Below are 23,300 nucleotides of genomic sequence, written 5' to 3'. Positions count from 1 at the left end.
TATGTTTCACCGCTTATGGACGCTGATCCGCAAAGAGCTGCAATCCCTGCTGCGGGAGCCGCAGACCCGCGCGATCCTGATTGTACCGGTACTGATCCAGGTGCTGCTGTTCCCTTTTGCCGCCACCCTCGAGGTGACCAACGCCACCATCGCCATTTATAACGAAGACAGCGGCAGGCACTCGGTGGAGCTGACCCAGCGCTTTGCCCGCGCCAAAGCCTTTACCCACGTCCTGCTGCTGAGAAGCCCGCAAGAGATTCAGCCCACCCTCGATACGCAAAAGGCGCTGCTGCTGGTGCGCTTCCCGGCGGATTTCTCGCGCAACCTCGATACTTTCCAGACCGCCCCGATGCAGCTGATCCTTGACGGACGCAACTCGAACAGCGCCCAGATCGCCGCCAACTATCTTCAGCAGGTGGTAAAGGATTATCAGCAGGAGTTGATGACAGGAAAAGCGAAGCCTAACAACAGCGAGCTGGTGGTCAGGAACTGGTACAACCCCAACCTCGACTATAAATGGTTCGTGGTGCCGTCGCTGATCGCCATGATCACCACCATCGGCGTGATGATTGTCACCTCGCTGTCGGTAGCCCGCGAGCGGGAACAGGGTACGCTCGATCAGCTGCTGGTCTCGCCTCTCGCCACCTGGCAGATTTTCGTCGGCAAAGCGGTTCCAGCATTGATTGTCGCCACCTTCCAGGCCAGCATCGTGCTGGGGATCGGCATCTGGGCCTATCAGATCCCCTTCGCCGGATCGCTGCTGCTGTTCTACTTTACGATGCTGATCTATGGGCTGTCGCTGGTGGGCTTTGGCCTGCTGATCTCCGCGCTCTGCGCCACGCAGCAGCAGGCGTTTATCGGCGTGTTTGTCTTTATGATGCCGGCGATCCTGCTTTCAGGCTACGTGTCGCCGGTGGAGAACATGCCGGTCTGGCTGCAACATCTGACATGGGTCAATCCGATTCGGCATTTCACCGATATCACCAAGCAGATCTATCTGAAGGATGCGAGTCTGGATATTGTCTGGGGAAGTCTGTGGCCGCTGCTGGCTATCGCGGCCACAACGGGATCAGTGGCCTATGCGATGTTCCGGCGGAATGTCGCGTAGTTTCTTATCTTTTGCCAGCAGCGACACAATCGCCGGGCCAGCAAGGATCGCCAGCCCTACCGGAGCCAGCAGCAGGTCGTTATGAACTACACGGGAGAGCAGCCAGAGCGCAATCAGGGAGGCGCCAAAGTACCAGGAGGTGGTCAGCTCCTCGAGGAAATCCCCTACTTCACGCCAGAGTCCGTCATGATGCCGCTGCAGAACCAGCATCAGCAATACCGTAATGCCGTAAACTACGCACAGGCTTAAGCCGACGCGCACCAGCGCCCCGCTCATCCAGCCCATTACCAGCGCCGCCACGACAATAAAATGCGACATAATCTGCCAGCAACCGAGGCCGGTTGCTACACGAATACGCTGTTGCCACTTCATGGATTCTCTCCTGAAGAATTTTATCTGTTGTTGAGATTACCGGACTTTACGGAAAAATCCGTAAGGCCGCATCTTTTTGTGACAGATACTACACTTTATTTCCATCAGGACAGTGTCACTGGCGGGATACAAGATGACAGAACAGAATCGGCCATTCTCTTTAAAAGTACTCACTATTAACACACATAAGGGATTCACCGCGTTTAACAAGCGCTTTATTTTACCGGAGTTACGCGACGCGGTTCGTACCGTCGGCGCGGATATTGTCTGCCTGCAGGAGGTGATGGGCGCGCACGAGGTGCATCCGCTGCACGTGGAAAACTGGCCCGACACGACACACTATGAATTTCTGGCCGATACGATGTGGAGCGACTTCGCTTACGGACGTAACGCCGTCTATCCTGAAGGGCATCATGGTAATGCGGTGCTCTCCCGCTATCCGATCGTCCACTATGAGAACCGCGACGTCTCCGTCGACGGCAGCGAGAAGCGCGGCCTGCTCTACTGCCGCATTGTACCGCCGCAGACTAACCGCCCGATCCACGTTATCTGCGTCCATCTCGGGTTACGCGAATCGCACCGCCAGGCCCAGCTTAACATGCTGGCCGAGTGGGTAAATTCTTTCCCGGAAGGCGAGCCGGTGCTGGTGGCGGGCGACTTTAACGACTGGCGGGTCAAAGCTAACTACCCGCTGAAAAAACAGGCGGGGCTGGAGGAGATCTTTACCCGGGCCAAGGGCCGCCCGGCGCGTACGTTTCCGGTCAGCCTGCCGCTGCTGCGTCTTGACCGTATTTACGTTAAGAACGCCAACGCCAGCGCCCCTACGGCCCTGCCGCTGCGTAACTGGCGTCATTTGTCCGATCATGCCCCACTGAGCGCGGAGATTCATTTATGAAATGCGGATGGCGAGAAGGAAACCGCATCCAGCTGCTGGAGAACGGTGACGAATACTACCCGGCTGTGTTTAAAGCTATCGAGCAGGCACAGCGTAAGGTGATCCTGGAAACCTTTATCTGGTTTGACGATGAGGTGGGCCGCAAGCTGCACGCCGTGCTGCTGCGTACCGCCCAGCGCGGAGTGAATATCGAAGTGCTGCTGGACGGCTACGGATCTCCCGATCTTAGCGATGAGTTTGTCGGCCAGCTTACTGCCGCTGGCGTGGTGTTCCGCTACTACGATCCGCGCCCGCCGCTGTTGGGTATGCGCACCAACGTTTTCCGCCGGATGCACCGCAAGATTGTGGTGATCGACAGCACCGTGGCCTTTGTCGGCGGGATTAACTACTCTGCTGAGCACATGAGCGACTATGGCCCGGAGGCCAAGCAGGATTACGCCGTGCGGGTCGAAGGTCCAGTGGTGGAAGATATCCTGCAGTTCGAGCTGGAGAACCTGCCGGAGCATGCCCAGACTCGCCGCTGGTGGCAGCAGCGCCGCCGTCATCAGGCACCGGAGAACCGCCAGCCCGGAGAGGCGCAGGCGCTGTTTGTCTGGCGCGATAATGACGATCACCGGGACGACATTGAGCGACACTATCTGAAGATGCTGGCGAATGCGAAACGTGAAGTGATCATCGCTAATGCCTACTTCTTCCCCGGCTACCGCCTGCTGCATGCGATGCGCAACGCTGCCCGTCGTGGCGTAACGGTAAAACTGATTGTTCAGGGCGAGCCGGATATGCCGATTGTTAAGGTGGGCGCGCGTCTGCTCTATAACTATCTGGTGAAAGGCGGCGTGCAGGTGTATGAGTACCGCCGCCGTCCGCTGCACGGCAAGGTGGCAGTGATGGACGATCATTGGGCCACCGTCGGCTCCAGCAACCTCGATCCTCTTAGCCTCTCCCTTAACCTGGAAGCTAACTTGATCATCCATGACCGCGGCTTTAACCAGACCCTGCGCGACAACCTGAACGGCATCCTGCAGAACGACTGCGTGCGGGTTGATGAGACCATGGTACCAAGACGTACCTGGTGGAACCTGGCAAAAAGCGTGGTGGTCTTCCACTTCCTGCGTAAATTCCCGGCCATGGTGGGCTGGCTGCCGGCCCATACGCCTAAGCTGTCACTCGTAAAGCCTCCGGTTCAGCCGGAGATGGAGACTCAGGATCGCGTCGATACGGAAAGCAGAGAGGTTAACTCCTGATGAGCAAATCACATCCTCGCTGGCGGCTGGCGAAAAAGATCCTGACCTGGGTCTTCTTTATTGCCGTGACGGTGCTGCTGGTGGTCTATGCCCGCACGGTGGACTGGGGCGACGTCTGGAACGTTATTCGTAACTACAACCGCACGCCGCTGGTGATCTCTGCCGCGCTGGTGGTGGTGAGCTATCTGCTTTATGGCTGTTACGATCTGCTGGCCCGTGCCTACTGCGGTCACAAGCTGGCGGCGCGGCAGGTGATGCTGGTCTCCTTTATCTGCTACGCCTTTAACCTGACGCTCAGTACCTGGGTCGGCGGGATTGGTATGCGCTACCGCCTCTACTCTCGCCTCGGCCTGCCCAGCAGCACCATCACCCGTATCTTCTCGTTAAGCATTACCACCAACTGGCTGGGGTATATTCTCCTCGGTGGGATCATCTTTACCTTTGGCATCGTTCAGCTGCCCTCGCACTGGTATATCGACGAAGGTACGCTGCGCATCGTTGGTGTAGTGCTGCTGCTGATGATCGCCGCCTACCTCTGGTTCTGCGCCTTTGCAAAACGCCGCCATATGACGGTGAAGGGCCAGAAGCTGGTGCTGCCGTCGTTTAAGTTTGCTCTGGCACAGATGGTGATCTCCAGCGCTAACTGGATGGCGATGGGCGCCATTATCTGGCTGCTGCTGGGCCAGGAGGTGAATTACTTCTTCGTGCTGGGTGTGCTGCTGGTGAGTAGTATCGCAGGGGTGATCGTCCATATTCCGGCAGGGATCGGCGTGCTGGAAGCGGTATTTATCGCCCTGCTGGCGGGTGAGCATGTTTCTCACGGTAAGATTATCGCCGCCCTCCTCGCCTATCGCGTGCTCTACTACTTCCTGCCGCTGATGCTGGCGCTGGTGTGCTATCTGGTGCTGGAGAGTCGGGCGAAGAAGCTGCGGGCGAAGAACGAGAGAGCAATGCAGAAATAGAAGAGGTTACAGGCCGGGCAGGCAACATGCCGCCCGGCTTTATGCTTATCTACGATTACCAAAAATCCGCAGCAGCATCAGGAACAGGTTGATAAAGTCCAGATAGAGCGTCAGCGCACCCAGGATAGCGTATTTACGCAGGTTACCCGTGTCGCTGACATCAATCTGCTCGCCGATGTTCTTCAGCTTTTGGGTGTCATAGGCCGTCAGACCAACAAAGACGATCACCCCGATATAGGTCACTATCCACATCAGCGTCTCGCTCTTCAGCCAGAAATTGACCAGCGAGGCCAGCACAATCCCTATCAGCGCCATAAACAGCATATTGCCGAAGCCGCTGAGATCGCGCTTAGTGGTGTAACCGTAGAGGCTCATGGCCCCGAACATGCCGCCAGTGACCACAAAAGTGCTGGCGATGGACGAGTAGGTGTAGACCACAAAGATACTGGCGAGGGTCAAACCGGTCAGCGCCGAGTAGAGCATAAACAGCGTGGTGGCCATCGCCGCGCTGAGCTTATGCACCAGCCCGGAGAGCACGAACACCAGCGCCAGTTGGGCAATGATCAGGCCAAAGAAGGTGATTTTGCTGGAGAAGACAAACATCATCACCGCGGGGGTATTGGCCGCGAACCAGGCGATAAACGCCGTCAGGAACAGCCCGCAGGTCATCCAACCGTAGACCTGAGCCATGTAGGTTTGCAGCCCGCCGCGGGCCTGGACAATTGAATCGGATCGTGGGAATCGGTCCATGATTAACTCCTGTTAAGTGAACACGCTTCTAAGGGTAACACATCCTCAGGAAAGCGGCTTACCAGCGCTTAGCCGCCTGCTGGTCGCTCTCCCGCGCCTCGACCCAACGATCGCCCTCCTCCGTCGCCTCTCGCTTCCAGAAGGGGGCACGGGTCTTCAGGTAGTCCATCATGTACTCTCCGGCGGCAAAGGCGCTACCGCGATGGACGCTGGTGACGCCAACGAAGACAATCTCATCCCCTGGCCATAGCTCGCCAATGCGATGGATCACCGTGACGCGGCCCAGTGGCCAGCGATCGCGGGCCTGCTGAACGATATCCGCCAGCGTTTTTTCGGTCATGCCAGGGTAGTGCTCCAGGGTCAGGGCGCGCACGCTGTCACCGAGATTATGATTGCGCACCTTGCCGGTGAAGGTCACTACCGCCCCGTCTTCGTCGCGTTCTGCCAGCCAGGTGTACTCATCACCGACGCTAAAGGGATCGAGGCCTACGCGAATGCGGGTATCGCTCATCTTAGCCTCCCGTGACCGGTGGGAAGAGTGCGACTTCGTCGCCGCTCACTACCGGATGGTCAAAGCTCACCAGGGTCTGGTTGACCGCCACCAGCAGGCGACCCTCCTCCAGCGCCAGCGCCCAGCGGTCGCCTCGGGCGGCCAGCTGCTGGCGCAGGGCTTCAACGCTTTGAAACTCACTCTCCAGCGTCAGGCTATCGCAGCCCACCAGCTCCCGTACCTGAGCAAAAAAAAGCACTTTAATCATCGTTACCCGCCCTGAAATCACCGGATTTGCCACCGCTCTTCGCCAGCAGGCGAACCGGGCCAATCACCATATCTTTCTGTACCGCTTTACACATGTCATAAATGGTCAGCGCCGCCACCGAGGCCGCGGTTAGCGCCTCCATCTCAACGCCGGTTTTGCCAGTCAGGCGGCAGAGTGACGTAATGCGCACCCGATTGTGTTCCGGCTGCGCCTCTAAATTCACTTCGACCTTGCTGAGCATCAGTGGGTGGCACAGGGGGATCAGCTCCCAGGTGCGCTTCGCTGCCTGGATACCGGCAATACGCGCGGTAGCGAAGACGTCGCCCTTGTGGTGGCTGCCGTCGATAATCATCGCCAGCGTCTCAGGGAGCATGGAGATAAAGGCTTCCGCCTGTGCCTCTCGCACCGTCTCTGCTTTTGCCGAGACGTCAACCATGTGCGCCTCACCGGCGGCGTTAATATGGGTCAGTTGAGACATAGCTTATTTCTTCAAATGGGGGTGAAAATTGCACGGACGGGTGCGCGCATCGAGCTGCGGCGCAATGATATTCTCCCATGCGGTACGACAGGCTTTGGTTGAGCCAGGCATAGCAAAAATCAGCGTGTTGTTGGCGATGCCGGCCACCGCGCGGGACTGGAGCGTAGCGGTGCCGATCTCCTCAAAGGAGAGCATGCGGAACACCTCGCCGAAACCTTCGACTTCGCGATCGAAAAGCGGCAGCAGCGCCTCCGGGGTCTGATCGCTGGCGGTAAAGCCCGTGCCGCCGTTGATCACAATAACCTGCACCTCATCACTGGCGATCCACGCCGAGACCTGGGCGCGAATGGCATAGCGATCCTCCTTGACGATGGCTTTCGCCACCACCTGATGACCGACGTCATGTGCTGCATCGCGCAGGAAGTGGCCGGAGGTATCCTCCTCTTCACCGCGACGGCTGGAAACGGTCAGCACGGCAATGCGTGCCGGGACAAACTCTGCGCTGGCCTGACTCATAAACTGTCTCCTTGTAAGGTTTATCCGCCAATATAGGAAAGATTTTGCGTGATGCCAGTATTGCCCTGATGCAGGAAGTGGGTCTGCTTCTTGTGCGTCAGCGCCTCAGCGATGCGTGCCTCCAGCGCTGCCTGCTGGGCGTCTTCCGCCAGCAGATCGCGCAGGCTTACGCCGCCGTCGCCAAACAGGCAGAGGTGCAGCTTGCCCACTGACGAGACGCGCAGGCGGTTACAGCTGGCGCAGAAGTCTTTCTCGTAGGGCATGATCAGGCCAATTTCACCGCTGTAGTCCGGGTGGCAGAAGACCTGCGCCGGGCCGTCGCTACGGCCGCGCAGCTTCTGGATCCAGCCGCGACGCAGCAGCTCATCGCGCAGTACCATGCCGGAGAGGTGGTGCTTGCGAAACAGATCGCTCCCCTCGCCGGTCTCCATCAGCTCGATAAAGCGCAGCTGAATGGGGCGGGACTGGATCCACGCCAGGAAGGTATCAAGCTGATGGTGGTTGACGTCGCGCATCAGCACGGTGTTGACCTTGACCTTCTCAAAGCCCGCGTCAAAGGCGGCATCAATGCCCTGCATCACCTGGTGGAACTTATCCTGCCCGGTGATGGCATGGAACTGGCGAGCATCAAGGCTATCAACGCTGACGTTGATGGCGGTCAGCCCGGCGTCGCGCCAGCCAGCCACGTCCCGCGCCAGGCGATAGCCGTTGGTGGTCACCGCCAGCTGGCGGATAGCGGCATTCTCCCGCACTGCGGCGATGATCTCGGTAAAGTCGCGACGCAGGGAGGGTTCTCCGCCGGTCAGCCGCACCTTCTCGGTGCCAAGCGCGGAAAACGCACGGGTCACCCGGCGGATCTCGTCGAGGGTCAGAAAGCTTTTGTTGGTGACCCCGCCCGGCTTGTAGCCATCGGGCAGGCAGTAGGTGCAACGAAAATTGCACACGTCGGTAATAGACAGACGCAGGTAATAGAACTTACGCGCGAATGCATCGGTAAGCTGTGAGGCCATGTACACCTTTCCAAATACGGGAGATGCAGTCATTTCTTCCTGCACCCTGGTGGCAACTGCCACGGCCAAAGCACCGTATCATCAAGACGTAGGCACAGAGGCTAGAGTGTGTTAACGCTATAGATAGCGATAGTAGCGCGATAAAGCGACTTTCGCCATCCCCACCCATCGCTATATAAACATGTATATAGCGGCTTAATCATGCATTTTCGTTACAGAATACGTGAAAATCAGCCTCTTGCCTTGATATGCATCATTTTCACCCGCATGGGGCATCGTCTTTAAGTGGTATTTAGGTTAACGTAGCGCAGTTTTTTAGCCATTAAGGAAGAGTTATGCGTAGTCGTACGCTTGCGGATCTTGACCGGGTTGTCGCCCTCGGCGGCGGACACGGGCTGGGTCGTGTTATGTCCTCGCTGGGATCGCTGGGTTCAAGGCTGACGGGGATCGTCACCACCACCGATAACGGCGGGTCAACCGGGCGTATTCGTCGCGCCGAGGGCGGCATCGCCTGGGGCGATATGCGTAACTGTTTAAACCAGTTAATTACCGAGCAGAGCGTCGCCTCAGCGATGTTTGAGTATCGTTTTACCGGTAATGGCGAGCTTTCAGGCCATAACCTCGGAAATTTGATGTTAAAGGCGCTGGACCACCTTAGCGTCAGGCCTCTGGAAGCGATCAATTTAATTCGCAACCTGCTGAAGGTTGATGCGTTTTTGATCCCAATGTCGGAGCAGCCGGTGGATCTGATGGCTATCGACAGTGATGGGCACACGGTCTACGGCGAGGTAAATATTGACGGGCTAACTACGTCCATTCAGGAGCTAATGCTCTTCCCCTCCGTACCCGCGACCCGCGAGGCGGTAGACGCGATTGCCGAAGCAGATCTGATCCTGATTGGTCCCGGCAGCTTTTATACCAGCCTGATGCCGCTGGTGCTGCTTAGCGATCTGGCTCAGGCGCTGCGCCGCACCCCGGCTCCGGTAGTCTATATCGACAACTTAGGTAAAGAGCTGAGCGCCGAGGCTGCACGGATGGATCTGGCCGCTAAGCTGGCCCTGATGGAGCAGCGCGTCGGCAAGCGGATCGTGGACGCTGTCGTGGTAGGGCCGGAGGCGGAGACGGCGGCGCTTAGCGACCGCCTCGTGGTCCAGGAGGTGCTTGAGGCCAGCGACGTTCCCCATCATCACGATCGTCATCTGCTGCGCGTCGCCCTGGAGCAGGCCGTTCAGCGGCTGGGCTAATTTTCGTACGCCCGCACTTTTCTGAAGAACTTAAGGTTCCCTTAACCCTCTTCTGTGAGCATACGCAACATACTCTTTTCTGGAAGTAATGTATGCGTATGTTCCCGTTCTACAGGCCTGCCCTAGGGCGCATGACCTTTACACTGCTGTTCGCATTTTATATTGCCGTCGCGCTGAACATGGTGTTCTATCACCAGGCCTTCACGCTGCTGCCGGTACACTCGGCGCGGACGCTGGCAGTATTTCTATCGATGCCGGTTGTCGCCTTCTGCGTGATCAATATTCTGATCGCCCTGGCCTCGTTTGTTTGGCTGGATCGGCTACTGATCGTTCTGTTTATTCTGCTCTGCGCCTCTACCCAGTACTTTATCTGGACCTACGGCGTCATTATCGACCGTACCATGATTGCCAATATTCTCGATACGACCCCCGCCGAGAGTTTTGCCCTGATTACGCCGCAGCTGCTGCTGACGATAGGACTCTCCGGGGTGCTGATGGCCATGCTGGCCTGCTGGCTGAGAATTAAAAAACACCCCTCCGGCTGGCGTAGCCTGCTGAGGCGAGGTGTAAATATCCTCGTGTCGGTTGCCGTGCTGCTGCTGATATCGCTCTTTTTCTATAAGGACTACGCCTCGCTGTTTCGTAATAATCGCGAGCTGGTAAAATCCCTCGGGCCGTCAAACAGCATTACCGCCATCTACTCTTACTATAAGCATCATCAGATGGATAACCTGCCGCTGGTGAAGCTGGGGGAAGACGCTAAGCTCGACCCGCAGATGCATCAGGGTACGAAGAAGAATTTAACCATCCTGGTGGTGGGAGAGACCTCGCGGGCAGAGGATTTTTCACTCTCCGGCTACGCGCGCGACACCAATCCGCGACTTAAGCAGGATAATGTGATCTACTTTCCGCAGACCAGCTCCTGCGGCACGGTGACGGCGGTCTCCGTTCCCTGCATGTTCTCTGGGATGGCGCGCAAAAACTACGACGAACAGTTGGCCCACCATCGGGAAGGCCTGCTGGATATTATCCAGCGCGCGGGTGTTCAGGTGCTGTGGAATGAGAATGACGGCGGCTGCAAAGGTGCCTGCGATCGGGTTCCCCACCAGGATGTTACCCAGCTTAACCTTGCCGACCTCTGTACCGCAGGGGAGTGCCATGACGATATTCTCTTCCACGGTCTGGCACAGTACATCGATAATCTACAGGGTGACGGTTTGATCGTGCTGCACACCATCGGCAGCCACGGCCCTACCTATTACGAACGCTATCCGCCGCAGTTCAGGAAGTTCACGCCAACCTGCGATACCAACGAAATTCAGACCTGTTCGCAACAGCAGCTAAAGAATACTTACGATAATACGGTACTGTACGTCGATTATGTCGTCGATAAAGCGATAAAATTGCTACAGTCGCAGCAGAACAAATTTACCACCAGCCTGGTTTATCTCTCGGATCACGGCGAGTCCTTAGGCGAAGACGGCGTCTATCTGCATGGCCTGCCCTACGCCATCGCCCCGGAGTCACAGAAACACGTGCCGATGCTGATCTGGCTGTCGCAGGATTTTCAGCAGCGTTACCGGGTGAGTGAAGCGTGCCTGCAAAAACGCGCTGCCAGCGAGGCTTTTTCGCAGGACAACCTGTTCTCAACCATGCTGGGCATCACGGGCGTGCAGACCCAGGTGTACCAGCCAGCCGATGATATTTTAGCCGCGTGCAGGGAGTCTTAATTAATGAAAATATTAATCGTAGAAGATGATGCGTTGCTGTTGCAGGGACTGGTCCTGGCAATGCAGTCAGAGGGGTACGCCTGCGACGGCGTGAGTACCAGCCGGGAGGCCATGCTGTGCCTGGGTTCAGGACACTATAGCCTGATTGTGCTGGACCTGGGCCTGCCGGACGAAGATGGCCTGCATTTGCTACAGCGACTGCGGCGGGAGAAAGTCTCCCTGCCGGTGCTGATCCTCACCGCCCGGGATACCGTAGAAGATCGTATCTGCGGGCTGGACGCGGGCGCGGATGACTATCTCATCAAGCCTTTTGCGCTGGAGGAGCTTAACGCCCGCATCCGGGCGCTGCTGCGTCGCCACAATAACCAGGGAGACAGCGAAATCGTCGTTGACGACCTGCGTCTGAACGTTAATACCCGCCAGGTATGGCTGGCCGGGCACTCTATGGATCTGACGCCAAAAGAGTACGCCCTGCTGTCACGCCTGATGCTCAAGGCGGGCAGCCCGGTACACCGGGAGATCCTCTATAATGACATCTATAACTGGGATAATGAGCCGGCCACCAATACCCTCGAGGTGCATATCCACAACCTGCGGGATAAGATTGGTAAAGATCGCATCCGCACGGTACGCGGTTTTGGCTACCAGCTGATTAAAACGGAGCAGACAACCTGACCCTATGCCAGAGAAGATAAAAAAGGGGCTTTCCCCTGCCCGCTGGACGCTGCGCGGACGTTTGCTGCTCACCATTGGATCGATTCTGGTTCTGTTTCAGCTTATCAGCGTCTTCTGGCTGTGGCACGAGAGCAAGGAGCAGATCCAGCTGCTGGTTGAGAGTGCAATCTACAAGCACAACAACCATGCCCATATTGAGCGCGAGGTGCACGAGGCGGTTGCCAGCCTGCTGGTGCCGAGCCTGTTTATCATCGGCATAGCGCTGCTGCTCTGCATGCAGGCGGTAAAGCTAATCACCCGTCCGCTGAGCGATCTGCAGCGCGAGCTGGAGCTACGCACCCCTGATAACCTCCAGCCGATTGTACTCAATAACCCCTCGGCTGAGGTAGAAGCGGTCAGCTCGGCCATTAACGGGCTGGTTGCGCGCCTGAACCTGACGCTCGACCGCGAGCGTCTTTTTACTGCCGACGTAGCTCACGAGCTGCGCACCCCGCTGGCAGGGCTGCGCCTGCATCTGGAGCTGCTGGCGAAAAGCCACCCTTCCGTTGACGTTAGCCGCCTGATTTTGCGCATCGACCAGATGACAGAGAGCGTCTCTCAGCTGCTGCAACTGGCGCGCATGGCGCAGTCGTTTTCAGCCGGCAGCTACCAGCAAGTGATGCTGATCCGCGACGTGATACTGCCGCTACAGGATGAGCTACAAACAATGCTGAGCGTCCGCCAGCAGAGTCTGGTGCTGCCCGCTCGTCAGGAGGACGTGGCGGTACGCGGGGACGCCGTTCAGCTCCGCGTGCTGCTGAGAAACCTGGTAGAGAACGCCCACCGCTACAGCCCGGAGAAAAGCGTTATTACCCTCAAGCTTGAGCAGACGCCAGCCCCGGTACTGGCGGTGGAAGATGAAGGCTCCGGCGTGGACGAGGCGAAAAGCAAAGAGCTGAGCAAAGCCTTTGTACGCATGGACAGCCGCTACGGCGGCATTGGGTTAGGGTTGAGCATCGTCAGCCGCATCGCCCAGCTGCACGACGGGCAGTTCTACCTGCATAACCGCACGCCGAAGCCCGGCGTACGGGCCTGGGTGCGGTTCCCGCCTGTTATTTAAGCGGATTGTTTCGGCAGATCAGGACGCCGCAATAAAGAGATCGCGCAGCTGATGTAGGCGGTCGCGCACCTGCGCCGCCTCTTCGAACTCGAGGTTCTGAGCGTGCTGTACCATAAGCGCCTCCAGCTCGTGGATCTTCTGCTGCAACGCCTTCGGCGTCAGCGCCAGCTCTGACTCGTCCACTACCACCGGCGAGCGAGATTTACCGCGCCCTTTCGCTTTGGTCTTGGCAATGTTCTCGCCCAGCGCCAGAATATCGACCACCTTCTTATTCAGGCCCTGCGGCGTGATGCCGTGCTCTTCGTTGTACTGCTGCTGCTTCGCCCGACGGCGCTCGGTTTCACCAATGGCTTTCGCCATCGACGGGGTGATCTTATCCCCGTACAGAATAGCCTTACCGTTGACGTTACGCGCCGCACGACCAATGGTCTGGATCAGCGAGCGTTCGGAACGCAGGAAGCCCTCTTTATCAGCGTCGAGGATCGCCACCAGCGACACCTCCGGCATGTCCAGCCCCTCTCGCAGCAGGTTGATGCCCACCAGCACGTTGAACTCGCCCAGGCGCAGGTCGCGAATGATCTCCATACGCTCCACGGTATCGATATCTGAGTGCAGGTAGCGCACCTTCTCGCCGTGCTCTTCCAGATACTCGGTCAGATCCTCGGCCATACGCTTGGTGAGCGTGGTAACCAGCACGCGTTCGTTAATGGCGACACGCTTGCGGATCTCCGACAGCAGATCGTCCACCTGCGTGCCCACCGGGCGAACTTCGATAATGGGATCAAGCAGACCTGTGGGACGCACCACCTGATCGACAATCTCTTCCCCGGATTTCTCCAGCTCGTAGTTGCCCGGCGTCGCCGAGACGTAGATGGTCTGCGGGGCCAATCCCTCGAACTCTTCAAACTTCATCGGGCGGTTGTCCAGCGCCGACGGCAGGCGGAAGCCGTACTCTACCAGCGTCTCTTTACGCGCCCGGTCGCCACGGTACATGCCGCCGATCTGCGGAATGGTGACGTGAGACTCGTCGATCACCAGCAGGCCGTCGGCTGGCAGGTAGTCGAACAGCGTTGGCGGCGCTTCACCCGGACCGCGCCCGGAGAGATAGCGCGAGTAGTTCTCGATGCCCGAGCAGTAGCCCAGCTCATTCATCATCTCGAGATCGAACTGGGTGCGCTGGGTAATACGTTGCTCTTCCAGCAGCTTATTGTTAGCCAGCAGCGTCTTGCGCCGGTCCGCCAGCTCTACCTTGATGTCTTCCATCGCCTGCACGATGCGCTCGCGCGGGGTGACATAGTGGGTTTTCGGGTAGACGGTGTAGCGCTGAATGGTGGATTCAACGTGGCCGGTCAGCGGATCGAACAGCGACAGACGCTCAACCTCTTCGTCAAACAGCTCAACGCGCAGGGCCACATCCTCTGACTCTGCCGGGAAGATATCAATAACTTCACCGCGCACGCGGAAGGTACCACGCTGGAAGGCCTGATCGTTACGCGTGTACTGCAGCTCCGACAGGCGGCGCAGGATATCACGCTGGTTAATGATCATGCCGATAGTCAGGTGCAGCATCATCTTCAGGTAGAGATCGGGGTCGCCGAGGCCGTAGATGGCCGACACCGAGGCCACTACCACTACATCGCGGCGCTCAAGCAGCGCTTTGGTTGCCGAGAGACGCATCTGCTCAATGTGCTCGTTCACCGATGCATCTTTTTCGATAAAAGTATCGGAGCTGGGCACATAGGCTTCCGGCTGGTAGTAGTCGTAGTAGGAGACGAAGTACTCCACGGCGTTGTCCGGGAAAAACTCTTTCATCTCGCCATACAGCTGTGCCGCCAGGGTTTTGTTCGGCGCGAGCACCATCGTTGGTCGCTGGAGGTCGGCGATCACGTTAGCTACGGTAAACGTCTTCCCTGAACCGGTTACCCCGAGCAGGGTCTGGTGCGCCAGTCCGTCCTCCAGCCCCTCTTTCAGGCGGCGAATGGCTTCTGGCTGATCGCCAGAGGGACGAAAAGCGGAATTCAGTTTGAATGGTTTACTCATGAATAGCTACCTGATGAAGGAATGAGCGGGCAGGTGAGTAATTTTACTCGCGACGGCGGATTTTGCCAATAATTTATACTGGATAAAAAGCCAGTGGCAAGCCAGAATATCTGTGTTACATAAGGCAATTTCAAGTGCCGTAAGGAAAATTTGCCCTTGGCACAGAATTAAAAACTAAAAAAAATATCTTATCCCCAGAACTTTTTGTGATTTAACATTTGTCAAGTCGGGTGGTGAAAGTTTTGTGTCAGTGGGTGACACTTTTCTTACATCCGTTGCTTTTATCTAACTTCTTGAATTTATTTTATTTATAGAAAAAGCCGCGTTTCGCATCAATTCATGCCCAGGCCGCGTGCTCTCTCGCTTTGCACGCGTTTTCTAACTCTAATGCACAAGGTTATCCACAGGAATAGTGGATAACTGTCGCCAGCCCATACCCTCTGCGACTCAGCGAAAGTCGGGTTTTGCGAAACGGTGCGCGGGTAAAAAAATTTTCCCACCAATTTTTATCGCATTCCAACGCGACTGCACCATGAAAAATCAGATTTGCCTGTCACTAGCACTGATAGCGTGCAGATGCAATCGGTCAGACTACCGGATTAGGCAAATTTAGCGATTTTTCTTCATCCTGCTCCGAAAAACAGAGAATAACACGCTTCTGGCAAGGCTTTTGCAACATATCTTTTACAGACCAGGCCAAGGAGATGAAATGATGTTGAGCTTACGCGCAGTGAATCACTATTACGGCGATCGGCATACGCTTTGGAATGTCGATCTCGATCTTATCCCGGGAACCTGCACCTGCGTAATGGGACTGCCAGGAATGGGGAAAACGACCCTGGTCAACTGTATCTCTGGCTATCTGCCGGTAGAGAGCGGGAGCATCATCTGGCAGGAGGCTGGCGCAGCTCCGCTCAACCTGTTACAGGTGCGGATGGAAGATCGCCCGGCGATGGGCATCGCCTGCGTGCCCCAGGACAGGCGGATCTTCTCTCAGCTGACGGTAGAGGAGAATTTACAAGTCGCCTGGCTGGCCATCGGCGAACCGGGCAGCGCAGTGACGCGGGATATCTACGATCTGTTTCCCGAGCTGTATGCCCTGCGCCAGGTTAAGGGCGCAGGTCTGTCCGAGGATAACCAGCATCAGCTGGCGCTGGCCCGGGCGCTGGTGACCCATCCGCGCCTGCTGATACTCGATGAGCCAACCCGGGGATTGGGTCAGGCCTTTATCCATAAGCTAGGCAACCTGCTGGTGCGTCTGAATCAGGATTTCGGCATGACTATCCTGCTGGCGGAGCAGCACCTGTCGTTTATACGCCGCGTCGCTGACCGCTTCTATCTTCTGCATCGGGGACGCAGCGTGGCTCAGGGGAGCGTTATGCAGCTGGACGATCCGCTGCTTTCCCAGTGGATGACGCCGCTCCTAAAACACTAAGATCGAGCCAGTGGCCGGTTTCACTCTCTGGCGAGGCGTTTTCCAGCCACGGGATCTCGCCAAGGAATGGGGCGGGCAGCATGCGCTTAAGCGTTGCCAGATACTCCGCGTGGCGGTTGCCCGGTGGCACCACATCGTTAGCGACCCAGCCCGCCAGCCGCAGTCCCGCCTGCTGTACCGCCTGAGCGGTCAGCATCGCATGGTTGATGCAGCCAAGCTTAACGCCTACCACTAAAATCACCGGTAGCTGCTCCTGAGTAGCCCAGTCGGCAAAGGTCAGGCTCTCTGAAAGCGGTGTAAACCACCCCCCTGCCCCCTCCACCAGCACCCACTCCGCCTGCGCCTCTAGCGTCCGCAGTCCGGCCGAGAGCGTGTCGGTCTCAATGGGCTGCCCGAGCGCGGCGCTGACGATGTGCGGCGAGGTTGGCTCAGCAAAGGTGTACGGATTGACAGCATCATAGCTCAGGGCCAGGGTACTGTTATGCTGTAGCGCCAGCGCATCGCTGTTGCGCAGCCCCTCCGGCGTCATCTCGCTGCCGGAGGCGACCGGTTTGTAGCCTGCGGTCTGCCATCCCGCCAGGGCGGCAGCCTGTAACAGGGCGCAGCTGGCCACGGTTTTACCGACTTCCGTATCCGTGCCGGTGACAAAATAGCGTTCAGTCACGTTCAATGACTCCCCAAAAAAGTGAATAGGTCAGCAAGCATCTGCCCTGCCGCTGCGGCCACGCCAGCTGCAGGTGCTGAAGCTGGCCGCGCGTCAAGGGCTGGTTGTGCCTGCCAGCGTGCAGATGCGTCGCGCCGATGCCCTTCAGCGAGCGCATAGCCGACAAGGCATCGTCAAAGTCGAGGGTGATACGCTCCACGCCCCACCGGCCTCGCCAGGCGCTAACGGTGTCGATCAGCGCCTCCTCCGCTAAAAACCGGTTCGCATGGGCGCGGTTGTCCACCGCCTGCCAGGCCTGATTTAGCTCCGGCAGCGATCCCCTCGCCAGGGTAGTAAAAGCGACCGCTCCGCCAGGGCGCACGACGCGATGCAACTCCCTCAGCGCCTGGCCTAAATCATTGCACCACTGCACCGCAAGGTTGCTCCAGGCGAGATCGCACCTGGCGTCGGCCAGGGGCAGCGCTTCGATGTCCGCCGCAACATAGTGCTGCGCGGCCTGCTGGCGCTGGGCCTGCATGAGCATCGACAGAGAGAGATCGAGGGCGGTCACCTCCGCGCCGGCGTCGCGCCAGTAGCGGCTCATGCTGCCCGGCCCGCAGCCCGCATCCAGCACGCTAGCCGGGCTGCGCTCGCCCAGTTTCGCCAGCAGCAGATCGGCACTCTGCCGCTGAAGCTGGGCATGGCTGTCATAGGTCTGTGCCGCCCGGCCAAAGGCCGCCGCCACCGCGCGCTTATTCACCAGGCTCATGCAGCACCTCCAGCAGACGATCGATATCCTCCGGCTGATGGGCCGCCGTCAGGGTCAGACGCAGGCGCGCGGTGCCTGCCGGAACGGTGGGCGGACGAATTGCCGTCACCCAGCATCCTTTTTGCCGCAGGCGCTCCGCCAGGCTCAGCGCCCGGACGTTATCACCGACAATCAGCGGCTGGATGGCGCTCTGTGAATCGGTAATGCGCACCGGCAGCGACTCGGCACCGTGGCGAAAACGCTGAATTAGCGCCGCGAGCGCCGCCCGGCGACGGTCGCCCTCCTCTCCCCGGATCACGCCCAGCGCGGCGCTGAGGGCTACGGCCTGAGCGGGAGGCATAGAGGTGCTGTAGATCAGGTGGCGGGCAAACTGCTCAAAATAGGTGGCAACCGCCTCGCTGCACAGCACCGCCGCGCCGCTGACGCCGAAGCCTTTGCCAAAGGTGACCACCAGCAGCTCGGGCTTTACGCCCTGCTGCTGGCAGCTGCCGCGCCCTTCGTGGCCGTTGACGGCGATACCGTGGGCATCATCCACCAGCAGCCAGGCTCCGGCGCTACGTGCTTGTTCAGCGATGGCTGCCAGCGGTGCGCTGTCGCCGTCCATGCTGAAGACCCCCTCGGTCACCACCAGCTGCTGGCCGTCGCAGGATTTATCCAGCAATGTGGCGAGCTGGTCCACCTCGTTATGGGCAAAGCGCCGCAGCTGGGCCGGGCTGAGGCTGGCGGCCTCCAGCAACGAGGCGTGGCTGAGCTTATCCGCCACGATGCGATCCTCTTTGCCGGTCAGGGCGGCAATCACCGCCTGGTTGGCGGCAAAGCCGGAGATAAACAGCAGCGCCCGAGGGTAGCCCAGCCAGTCGGCCAGTTCGCTCTCCAGCGCATGGTGCGCCCGGGTATAGCCGCTGACGTGCCCGGAGCCGCCGCTGCCCACGCCGTACTGCTCCGCGCCCTGCTGCCATGCGCGAACGATGGCCGGATGCTGGCTTAAGCCGAGATAGTCATTGCTGGAGAAGTTGCAGTAGCGGCTGTCATCTACCGTCAGCCAGCGCCCCGCACCCTGCTCAACCACCCGGCGCGTACGCAGGGCGTCGGCGGCCCGCCGGGTTGCTAACGCGGCATCGATGCGCTGCTGCCAGCTCATAGCGCCGCCGCGTTGTAGAACTGGTCGGTATCGGCGTTAAAGATCTGCTGCTCCAGCTTTTGCTGCTGCTCGTTATCCCCGGTCATGACGTCGGTCTGCTGCGGGTTCAGCCCCAGCTTGCGGAACAGCTGCACGTCTTTGTCCTCTTCCGGGTTCGGAGTGGTCAGCAGCTTGCAGCCGTAGAAGATGGAGTTGGCCCCGGCCATAAAGCACATTGCCTGAGTCTGCTCGTTCATCTGCTCGCGACCGGCAGAGAGACGCACAAAGGAGGTGGGCATCATGATGCGCGCCACTGCGATGGTGCGGATAAAATCGAAGGCGTCAACGTCGTCGTTGTCCGCCAGCGGAGTACCCTTCACCTTCACCAGCATGTTGATCGGCACGCTCTCCGGCGGCGTCGGCAGGTTCGCCAGCTGCAACAGCAGGCCCGCGCGATCTTTAACCGTTTCGCCAAGACCAACGATGCCGCCCGAGCAGACCTTGATGCCCGCGTCGCGCACTTTGTCCAGGGTGTCGAGACGCTCCTGGTAGGTACGAGTGGTGATGATATTGCCGTAGAACTCCGGGGAGGTGTCGAGGTTATGGTTGTAGTAGTCCAGCCCCGCCGACGCCAGCCGCTGAGCCTGAGTTTCGTCAAGGGTGCCGAGGGTCATGCAGGCTTCGAGGCCCATCGCTTTTACGCCCTGCACCATCTGCTCCAGATAGGGCATATCACGCTCGTGCGGGTTCTTCCACGCCGCGCCCATGCAGAAGCGGGTCGATCCGGCATTTTTAGCCTTGCGGGCCGAGTCCAGTACCTGCTCCACCTCCATCAGGCGCTCCGTCTCAAGTCCAGTTTTGTAGCGCGAGCTTTGCGGACAGTATTTGCAATCTTCCGGGCAGGCTCCGGTTTTGATCGACAGCAGGGTGCTGACCTGAACCTGGCGCGGGTCAAAGTGCTGACGATGAATGGTCTGTGCTTCAAACAGCAGATCGAGGAGCGGTTTTTCAAACAGCTCGGTAACGTGCGACATTGTCCAGCGTGCGTGGTGAGCCATGGGGGCTTCTCCAAAAGGTGTATTTAGTTCATGTTTGGGTTATGATCGTAAACCTAAATGTTTTTAATTTGGTTTACAAGTCGATTATGACCCAGGACGATCTCGCCTTTGACCGCCGCCATATCTGGCACCCCTACACCTCCATGACCGCCCCGCTGCCGGTTTATCCGGTGGACGCTGCCCATGGCTGCGAGCTTCAGCTTACCTCCGGCGAGAAGCTGGTTGACGGCATGTCGTCGTGGTGGGCGGCCATTCACGGCTATAACCACCCTCACCTCAACGCGGCGATGAAAACGCAGATCGATGCGATGTCACACGTGATGTTTGGCGGCATTACTCATGCGCCGGCGGTCGCGCTCTGCCGCAAGCTGGTGGCGATGACCCCCGAGTCGCTGGAGTGCGTCTTTCTGGCCGACTCCGGCTCGGTAGCGGTTGAGGTCTCGATGAAGATGGCCCTGCAATACTGGCAGGCGAAGGGCGAGCCGCGTCGCCGCTTTCTGACCTTCCGCCGGGGCTATCATGGCGATACCTTTGGTGCGATGTCGGCCTGCGATCCGGACAACTCCATGCACAGCCTGTGGGCAGGCTATCTGCCGGATAACCTCTTTGCGCCCGCACCGGAGAGCCGGTTCGACGGCGAGTGGGACGAGCGGGATATCGTGGGCTTCGCTCGTCTAATGGCCGCTCATCGCCACGAGATCGCCGCCGTCATCCTCGAGCCGATCGTTCAGGGCGCAGGCGGGATGCGCCTCTATCACCCGGAGGTGCTTAAGCGCATCCGCCGGATGTGCGACCGGGAGGGGATCCTGCTGATCGCCGACGAGATCGCCACCGGCTTTGGCCGCACCGGCAAACTCTTCGCCTGCGAGCATGCGGGCATTACGCCGGACATCCTTTGCCTCGGCAAAGCCCTGACCGGCGGGACGATGACCCTGTCAGCGACGCTTACCACCCGCGAGGTGGCTGAAACCATCAGCAACGGCGAAGCGGGCTGCTTTATGCACGGCCCAACATTTATGGGTAATCCGCTGGCCTGTGCGGTGGCGAACGCCAGCCTGGAGCTGCTGGCGCGCGGCGAGTGGCAGGTACAGGTTGCTGCCATTGAGGCGCAGCTGAAGCGCGAGCTGGCGCCGGCCAGGGCCGCAGAGACGGTGGCCGACGTGCGGGTGCTGGGGGCTATCGGCGTGATTGAAACTCATCAGCCGGTGAACATGGCCGCCCTGCAGCGTTTCTTCGTTGAGCAGGGCGTCTGGATCCGTCCCTTTGGCCGGCTGATCTACCTGATGCCGCCCTACGTGATCTCGCCTGAACAGCTCAGCAAGCTGACGAACGCGGTGCTGGCGGCGGTGGCCCATCCCGCACATTTTGCGCCCTGAGATCGAACGGACTATTCTAGCCTAAGGGTGACAACTCACAGAGGAGCCACGATGAGACTGATCAGCCAGGATATTCGCGAAGGCGAAAAGCTACACAATCGCCATGTTTTTAACGGCATGGGCTACGAGGGCGATAATATTTCGCCGCATCTGGCGTGGGATGAGGTGCCGCCGGGCTGCAAAAGCTTTGCCGTTACCTGCTACGATCCCGATGCGCCTACCGGCTCCGGCTGGTGGCACTGGGTGGTGGTGAACCTGCCAGCCGATACCCGCGTACTGCCGCAGGGATCTGGCTCGTCGCTGGTTCCCCTGCCCGAGGGCGCTTTTGAAACGCGTACCGATTTTGGCAAGGCCGGGTACGGTGGCGCGGCGCCGCCGAAGGGCAAGACCCATCGCTATATCTTCACCGTTCACGCCCTGGACGTAGAGAAGCTGGACGTTGACGAAGACGCCAGCGGAGCGATGGTCGGATTTAATATCCACTTCCACTCTCTCGATCGCGCATCAATTACCGCGCTTTTCAGCTAGCCATCAGGTTATTGAAGCCGATTTACACAATCGGCTTCCCGTTTCGCTCAACTTAGTATAAAAAAGCAGGCTTCAGAACCATTTAATTCACTATTACGCCTGGAGTACCTCTTGAACACATTTTCGGTTTCCCGCCTGACGCTGGCCCTGGCTTTTGGCGTGACGCTGACTGCCTGTAGCTCAACGCCGCCGGATCAGCTTCCCTCCACGCAGGCCGCCCCCGGTAATGCGGCGCGCCCGGTGCTGTCCGCCAACGAAGCGCAGAACTTTGTCACCGCCCATTACTTTGCATCGATGGATCAGAGTGCGGCTCCGTGGAGCCCGTCCGCTATTCGTCTGCCTGCACAGCCAAACTTCGTGGTTGGCCCGGCTGGCACGGCTGGCGTGACGCACACCTCTATCCAGGCGGCGGTAGATGCAGCCATCAACAAGCACACCAGCGAGCGTCAGTATATTGCCGTTCTGCCGGGCGAGTATGAAGGGACGGTGTTTGTTCCCGCTGCCCCGGGCAGCCTGACCCTTTACGGTACGGGCGACAAAGCGGCAGAGGTGAAGATTGGCCTGGCCGTGGACTCCGAAATGGATGGCAACAGCTGGCGTCGTCTGGTAAACCCAGGCGGGAAATATATGCCAGGCAAACCGGCGTGGTATATGTTCGACGCCTGCCAGCGTAAGGGCAGCGCCAATGTGGGCGTGATGTGTTCAGCAGTCTTCTGGTCACAGAATAACGGCCTACAATTGCAGAACCTGACCATCGAGAACAATTTGGGCGACAGCGTTGATGCCGGCAACCACCAGGCTGTGGCCCTGCGCAGCGATGGCGACAAGGTGCAGATTAACAACGTTAATATTCTGGGCCGCCAGAATACCTTCTTCGTCACCAACAGCGGCGTAGATAACACCCTGCGTAACGATCGCCAGACCCGTACCCTGGTGACCAACAGCTACGTTGAAGGCGATGTAGATATCGTCGCAGGCCGTGGCGCGGTAGTGTTTGATAACACCGATTTCCGCGTGGTGAACTCCCGCACCCAGCAGGAGGCCTACGTCTTCGCCCCGGCGACGCTCTCTAACATCTACTACGGTTTCCTCGCTACCAACAGCCGCTTTACCGCCTCCGGTGACGGCGTGGCCCAGCTCGGCCGTTCCATGGACGTAGATCAGGCGACCAACGGCCAGATGGTGATCCGCGACAGCGTGATCAACGAAGGCTTTAACATGGCCAAACCCTGGGGCGATGCCGCCGTCTCTAAACGCCCGTACTCCGGCAACACCGGCGCGGTGGATGACAAAGGTAACGTGACGCGTGAACTGAACGACGCCAGCTTCAACCGCATGTGGGAGTTCAACAACCGCGGCGTAGGCAGCCAGGTCGTCGCCGCTCCGAAGCAGTAACCCGCCTTAATGCCCGGCAGCGCGACATCTGCCGGGTTTCCAAAACGCCACATTTGCTATCGTTTTACCTGTTGGCTATGGTGATAGAGGATATC

General features: G+C 58.7%; 24 protein-coding genes and 1 riboswitch. Of the genes, 12 read left to right on the top strand and 12 right to left on the bottom strand.

Annotated elements, in window-relative coordinates:
• Position 1: 1 nt before the first annotated feature.
• Positions 2–1,108: an ABC transporter permease gene (locus tag RTN40_RS13615; RefSeq protein ID WP_312228923.1), complete on the top strand. Its 1,107-nt coding sequence runs from the start codon at positions 2–4 to the stop codon at positions 1,106–1,108.
• On the opposite strand, the gene RTN40_RS13610 is transcribed toward RTN40_RS13615, so the two are convergent.
• Complete coding sequence (locus tag RTN40_RS13610; RefSeq protein ID WP_312228922.1) at positions 1,070–1,480, bottom strand: YbhQ family protein; 411 nt, start codon at positions 1,478–1,480, stop codon at positions 1,070–1,072. The two genes, RTN40_RS13615 and RTN40_RS13610, sit on opposite strands and share 39 nt — an antisense overlap.
• Positions 1,481–1,613: 133 nt before the next feature.
• On the opposite strand from RTN40_RS13610, the gene RTN40_RS13605 reads away from it, so the two are divergent.
• The 3 genes from RTN40_RS13605 to RTN40_RS13595 are packed head-to-tail and all read left to right on the top strand — an operon-like array spanning position 1,614 to position 4,581.
• Positions 1,614–2,375, top strand: coding sequence for an endonuclease/exonuclease/phosphatase family protein (locus RTN40_RS13605; protein ID WP_312228921.1), 762 nt, complete (start codon positions 1,614–1,616; stop codon positions 2,373–2,375).
• The gene (clsB, locus tag RTN40_RS13600; protein ID WP_312228920.1) at positions 2,372–3,619 is read left to right on the top strand and encodes a cardiolipin synthase ClsB; all 1,248 of its coding nucleotides are present in this window, start codon (positions 2,372–2,374) and stop codon (positions 3,617–3,619) included. Before RTN40_RS13605 ends, clsB begins: the two co-directional genes overlap by 4 nt.
• Positions 3,619–4,581: a lysylphosphatidylglycerol synthase domain-containing protein gene (locus tag RTN40_RS13595; protein WP_312228919.1), complete on the top strand. Its 963-nt coding sequence runs from the start codon at positions 3,619–3,621 to the stop codon at positions 4,579–4,581. Before clsB ends, RTN40_RS13595 begins: the two co-directional genes overlap by 1 nt.
• Before the next feature lie 45 nt (positions 4,582–4,626).
• On the opposite strand, the gene RTN40_RS13590 is transcribed toward RTN40_RS13595, so the two are convergent.
• The 6 genes from RTN40_RS13590 to moaA form a co-directional block, all read right to left on the bottom strand.
• Positions 4,627–5,331, bottom strand: coding sequence for a Bax inhibitor-1/YccA family protein (locus RTN40_RS13590; protein WP_312210202.1), 705 nt, complete (start codon positions 5,329–5,331; stop codon positions 4,627–4,629).
• A 58-nt stretch (positions 5,332–5,389) separates the two neighbouring features.
• Positions 5,390–5,842 (bottom strand): molybdopterin synthase catalytic subunit MoaE, encoded by a 453-nt coding sequence (gene moaE / locus RTN40_RS13585; RefSeq protein ID WP_312228918.1) that lies wholly within the window; start codon positions 5,840–5,842, stop codon positions 5,390–5,392.
• 1 nt (position 5,843) lies between these two features.
• A complete protein-coding gene (gene moaD / locus RTN40_RS13580; protein ID WP_312228917.1) occupies positions 5,844–6,089 on the bottom strand; it encodes a molybdopterin synthase sulfur carrier subunit in 246 nt (81 codons plus the stop codon).
• On the bottom strand, positions 6,082–6,567 hold the full coding sequence (gene moaC, locus RTN40_RS13575; protein WP_312228916.1) for a cyclic pyranopterin monophosphate synthase MoaC: 486 nt from the start codon (positions 6,565–6,567) through the stop codon (positions 6,082–6,084). The genes moaD and moaC overlap by 8 nt, the downstream gene beginning before the upstream one ends.
• A 3-nt stretch (positions 6,568–6,570) precedes the next feature.
• Positions 6,571–7,083: a molybdenum cofactor biosynthesis protein B gene (moaB, locus tag RTN40_RS13570; RefSeq protein WP_312228915.1), complete on the bottom strand. Its 513-nt coding sequence runs from the start codon at positions 7,081–7,083 to the stop codon at positions 6,571–6,573.
• A 20-nt stretch (positions 7,084–7,103) separates the two neighbouring features.
• Positions 7,104–8,093 (bottom strand): GTP 3',8-cyclase MoaA, encoded by a 990-nt coding sequence (moaA, locus tag RTN40_RS13565; protein WP_312228914.1) that lies wholly within the window; start codon positions 8,091–8,093, stop codon positions 7,104–7,106.
• Positions 8,081–8,214: riboswitch (molybdenum cofactor riboswitch) on the bottom strand. (Overlaps the previous gene by 13 nt.)
• Positions 8,215–8,428: 214 nt before the next feature.
• Between moaA and yvcK the strand changes: the two genes are divergently transcribed.
• The 4 genes from yvcK to pmrB all read left to right on the top strand — a co-directional run bounded on the left by yvcK (position 8,429) and on the right by pmrB (position 12,841).
• Positions 8,429–9,337 (top strand): uridine diphosphate-N-acetylglucosamine-binding protein YvcK, encoded by a 909-nt coding sequence (gene yvcK, locus RTN40_RS13560; protein ID WP_312228913.1) that lies wholly within the window; start codon positions 8,429–8,431, stop codon positions 9,335–9,337.
• A 92-nt stretch (positions 9,338–9,429) separates the two neighbouring features.
• Positions 9,430–11,067 (top strand): phosphoethanolamine transferase EptA, encoded by a 1,638-nt coding sequence (eptA, locus tag RTN40_RS13555; protein ID WP_312228912.1) that lies wholly within the window; start codon positions 9,430–9,432, stop codon positions 11,065–11,067.
• 3 nt (positions 11,068–11,070) lie between these two features.
• Positions 11,071–11,742 carry a two-component system response regulator PmrA gene (gene pmrA, locus RTN40_RS13550; protein ID WP_312228911.1) on the top strand — a complete coding sequence of 224 codons (672 nt, stop codon included), beginning with the start codon at positions 11,071–11,073 and terminating at the stop codon, positions 11,740–11,742.
• A gap of 4 nt (positions 11,743–11,746) precedes the next feature.
• Positions 11,747–12,841 (top strand): two-component system sensor histidine kinase PmrB, encoded by a 1,095-nt coding sequence (gene pmrB, locus RTN40_RS13545; protein ID WP_312228910.1) that lies wholly within the window; start codon positions 11,747–11,749, stop codon positions 12,839–12,841.
• A gap of 18 nt (positions 12,842–12,859) precedes the next feature.
• Here pmrB and uvrB read toward each other — a convergent pair whose 3' ends face one another.
• Complete coding sequence (uvrB, locus tag RTN40_RS13540; protein WP_312228909.1) at positions 12,860–14,881, bottom strand: excinuclease ABC subunit UvrB; 2,022 nt, start codon at positions 14,879–14,881, stop codon at positions 12,860–12,862.
• Positions 14,882–15,593: 712 nt separating this feature from the next.
• Here uvrB and RTN40_RS13535 point away from each other — a divergent pair.
• Positions 15,594–16,316, top strand: a complete 723-nt coding sequence (locus RTN40_RS13535; protein ID WP_312229163.1) for an ATP-binding cassette domain-containing protein — start codon at positions 15,594–15,596, stop codon at positions 16,314–16,316.
• Here the strand turns inward: RTN40_RS13535 and bioD are convergent.
• From bioD to bioB, 4 genes are read right to left on the bottom strand one after another with little or no spacing between them, the layout of a single operon-like run.
• Positions 16,258–16,980, bottom strand: coding sequence for a dethiobiotin synthase (gene bioD, locus RTN40_RS13530; protein ID WP_312228908.1), 723 nt, complete (start codon positions 16,978–16,980; stop codon positions 16,258–16,260). The two genes, RTN40_RS13535 and bioD, sit on opposite strands and share 59 nt — an antisense overlap.
• Positions 16,973–17,728: a malonyl-ACP O-methyltransferase BioC gene (bioC, locus tag RTN40_RS13525; protein ID WP_312228907.1), complete on the bottom strand. Its 756-nt coding sequence runs from the start codon at positions 17,726–17,728 to the stop codon at positions 16,973–16,975. The genes bioD and bioC overlap by 8 nt, the downstream gene beginning before the upstream one ends.
• Positions 17,712–18,869, bottom strand: a complete 1,158-nt coding sequence (bioF, locus tag RTN40_RS13520) for an 8-amino-7-oxononanoate synthase (RefSeq protein WP_312228906.1) — start codon at positions 18,867–18,869, stop codon at positions 17,712–17,714. Before bioF ends, bioC begins: the two co-directional genes overlap by 17 nt.
• On the bottom strand, positions 18,866–19,906 hold the full coding sequence (bioB, locus tag RTN40_RS13515) for a biotin synthase BioB (protein WP_312228905.1): 1,041 nt from the start codon (positions 19,904–19,906) through the stop codon (positions 18,866–18,868). The genes bioF and bioB overlap by 4 nt, the downstream gene beginning before the upstream one ends.
• A gap of 86 nt (positions 19,907–19,992) precedes the next feature.
• On the opposite strand from bioB, the gene bioA reads away from it, so the two are divergent.
• The 3 genes from bioA to RTN40_RS13500 all read left to right on the top strand — a co-directional run bounded on the left by bioA (position 19,993) and on the right by RTN40_RS13500 (position 23,205).
• Complete coding sequence (gene bioA / locus RTN40_RS13510) at positions 19,993–21,282, top strand: adenosylmethionine--8-amino-7-oxononanoate transaminase (protein WP_409418531.1); 1,290 nt, start codon at positions 19,993–19,995, stop codon at positions 21,280–21,282.
• A 51-nt stretch (positions 21,283–21,333) separates the two neighbouring features.
• Positions 21,334–21,810, top strand: a complete 477-nt coding sequence (locus RTN40_RS13505) for a kinase inhibitor (RefSeq protein WP_312228904.1) — start codon at positions 21,334–21,336, stop codon at positions 21,808–21,810.
• Positions 21,811–21,921: 111 nt separating this feature from the next.
• Positions 21,922–23,205 carry a putative acyl-CoA thioester hydrolase gene (locus RTN40_RS13500; RefSeq protein ID WP_312228903.1) on the top strand — a complete coding sequence of 428 codons (1,284 nt, stop codon included), beginning with the start codon at positions 21,922–21,924 and terminating at the stop codon, positions 23,203–23,205.
• Positions 23,206–23,300 lie beyond the last annotated feature (95 nt).

The organism is Pseudescherichia sp., from assembly GCF_031987975.1.
Taxonomy (GTDB): domain Bacteria; phylum Pseudomonadota; class Gammaproteobacteria; order Enterobacterales; family Enterobacteriaceae; genus Pseudescherichia.
Note: the sequence above shows the minus strand (reverse complement) of the source record. Positions and strands in the feature narration are given on the sequence as shown.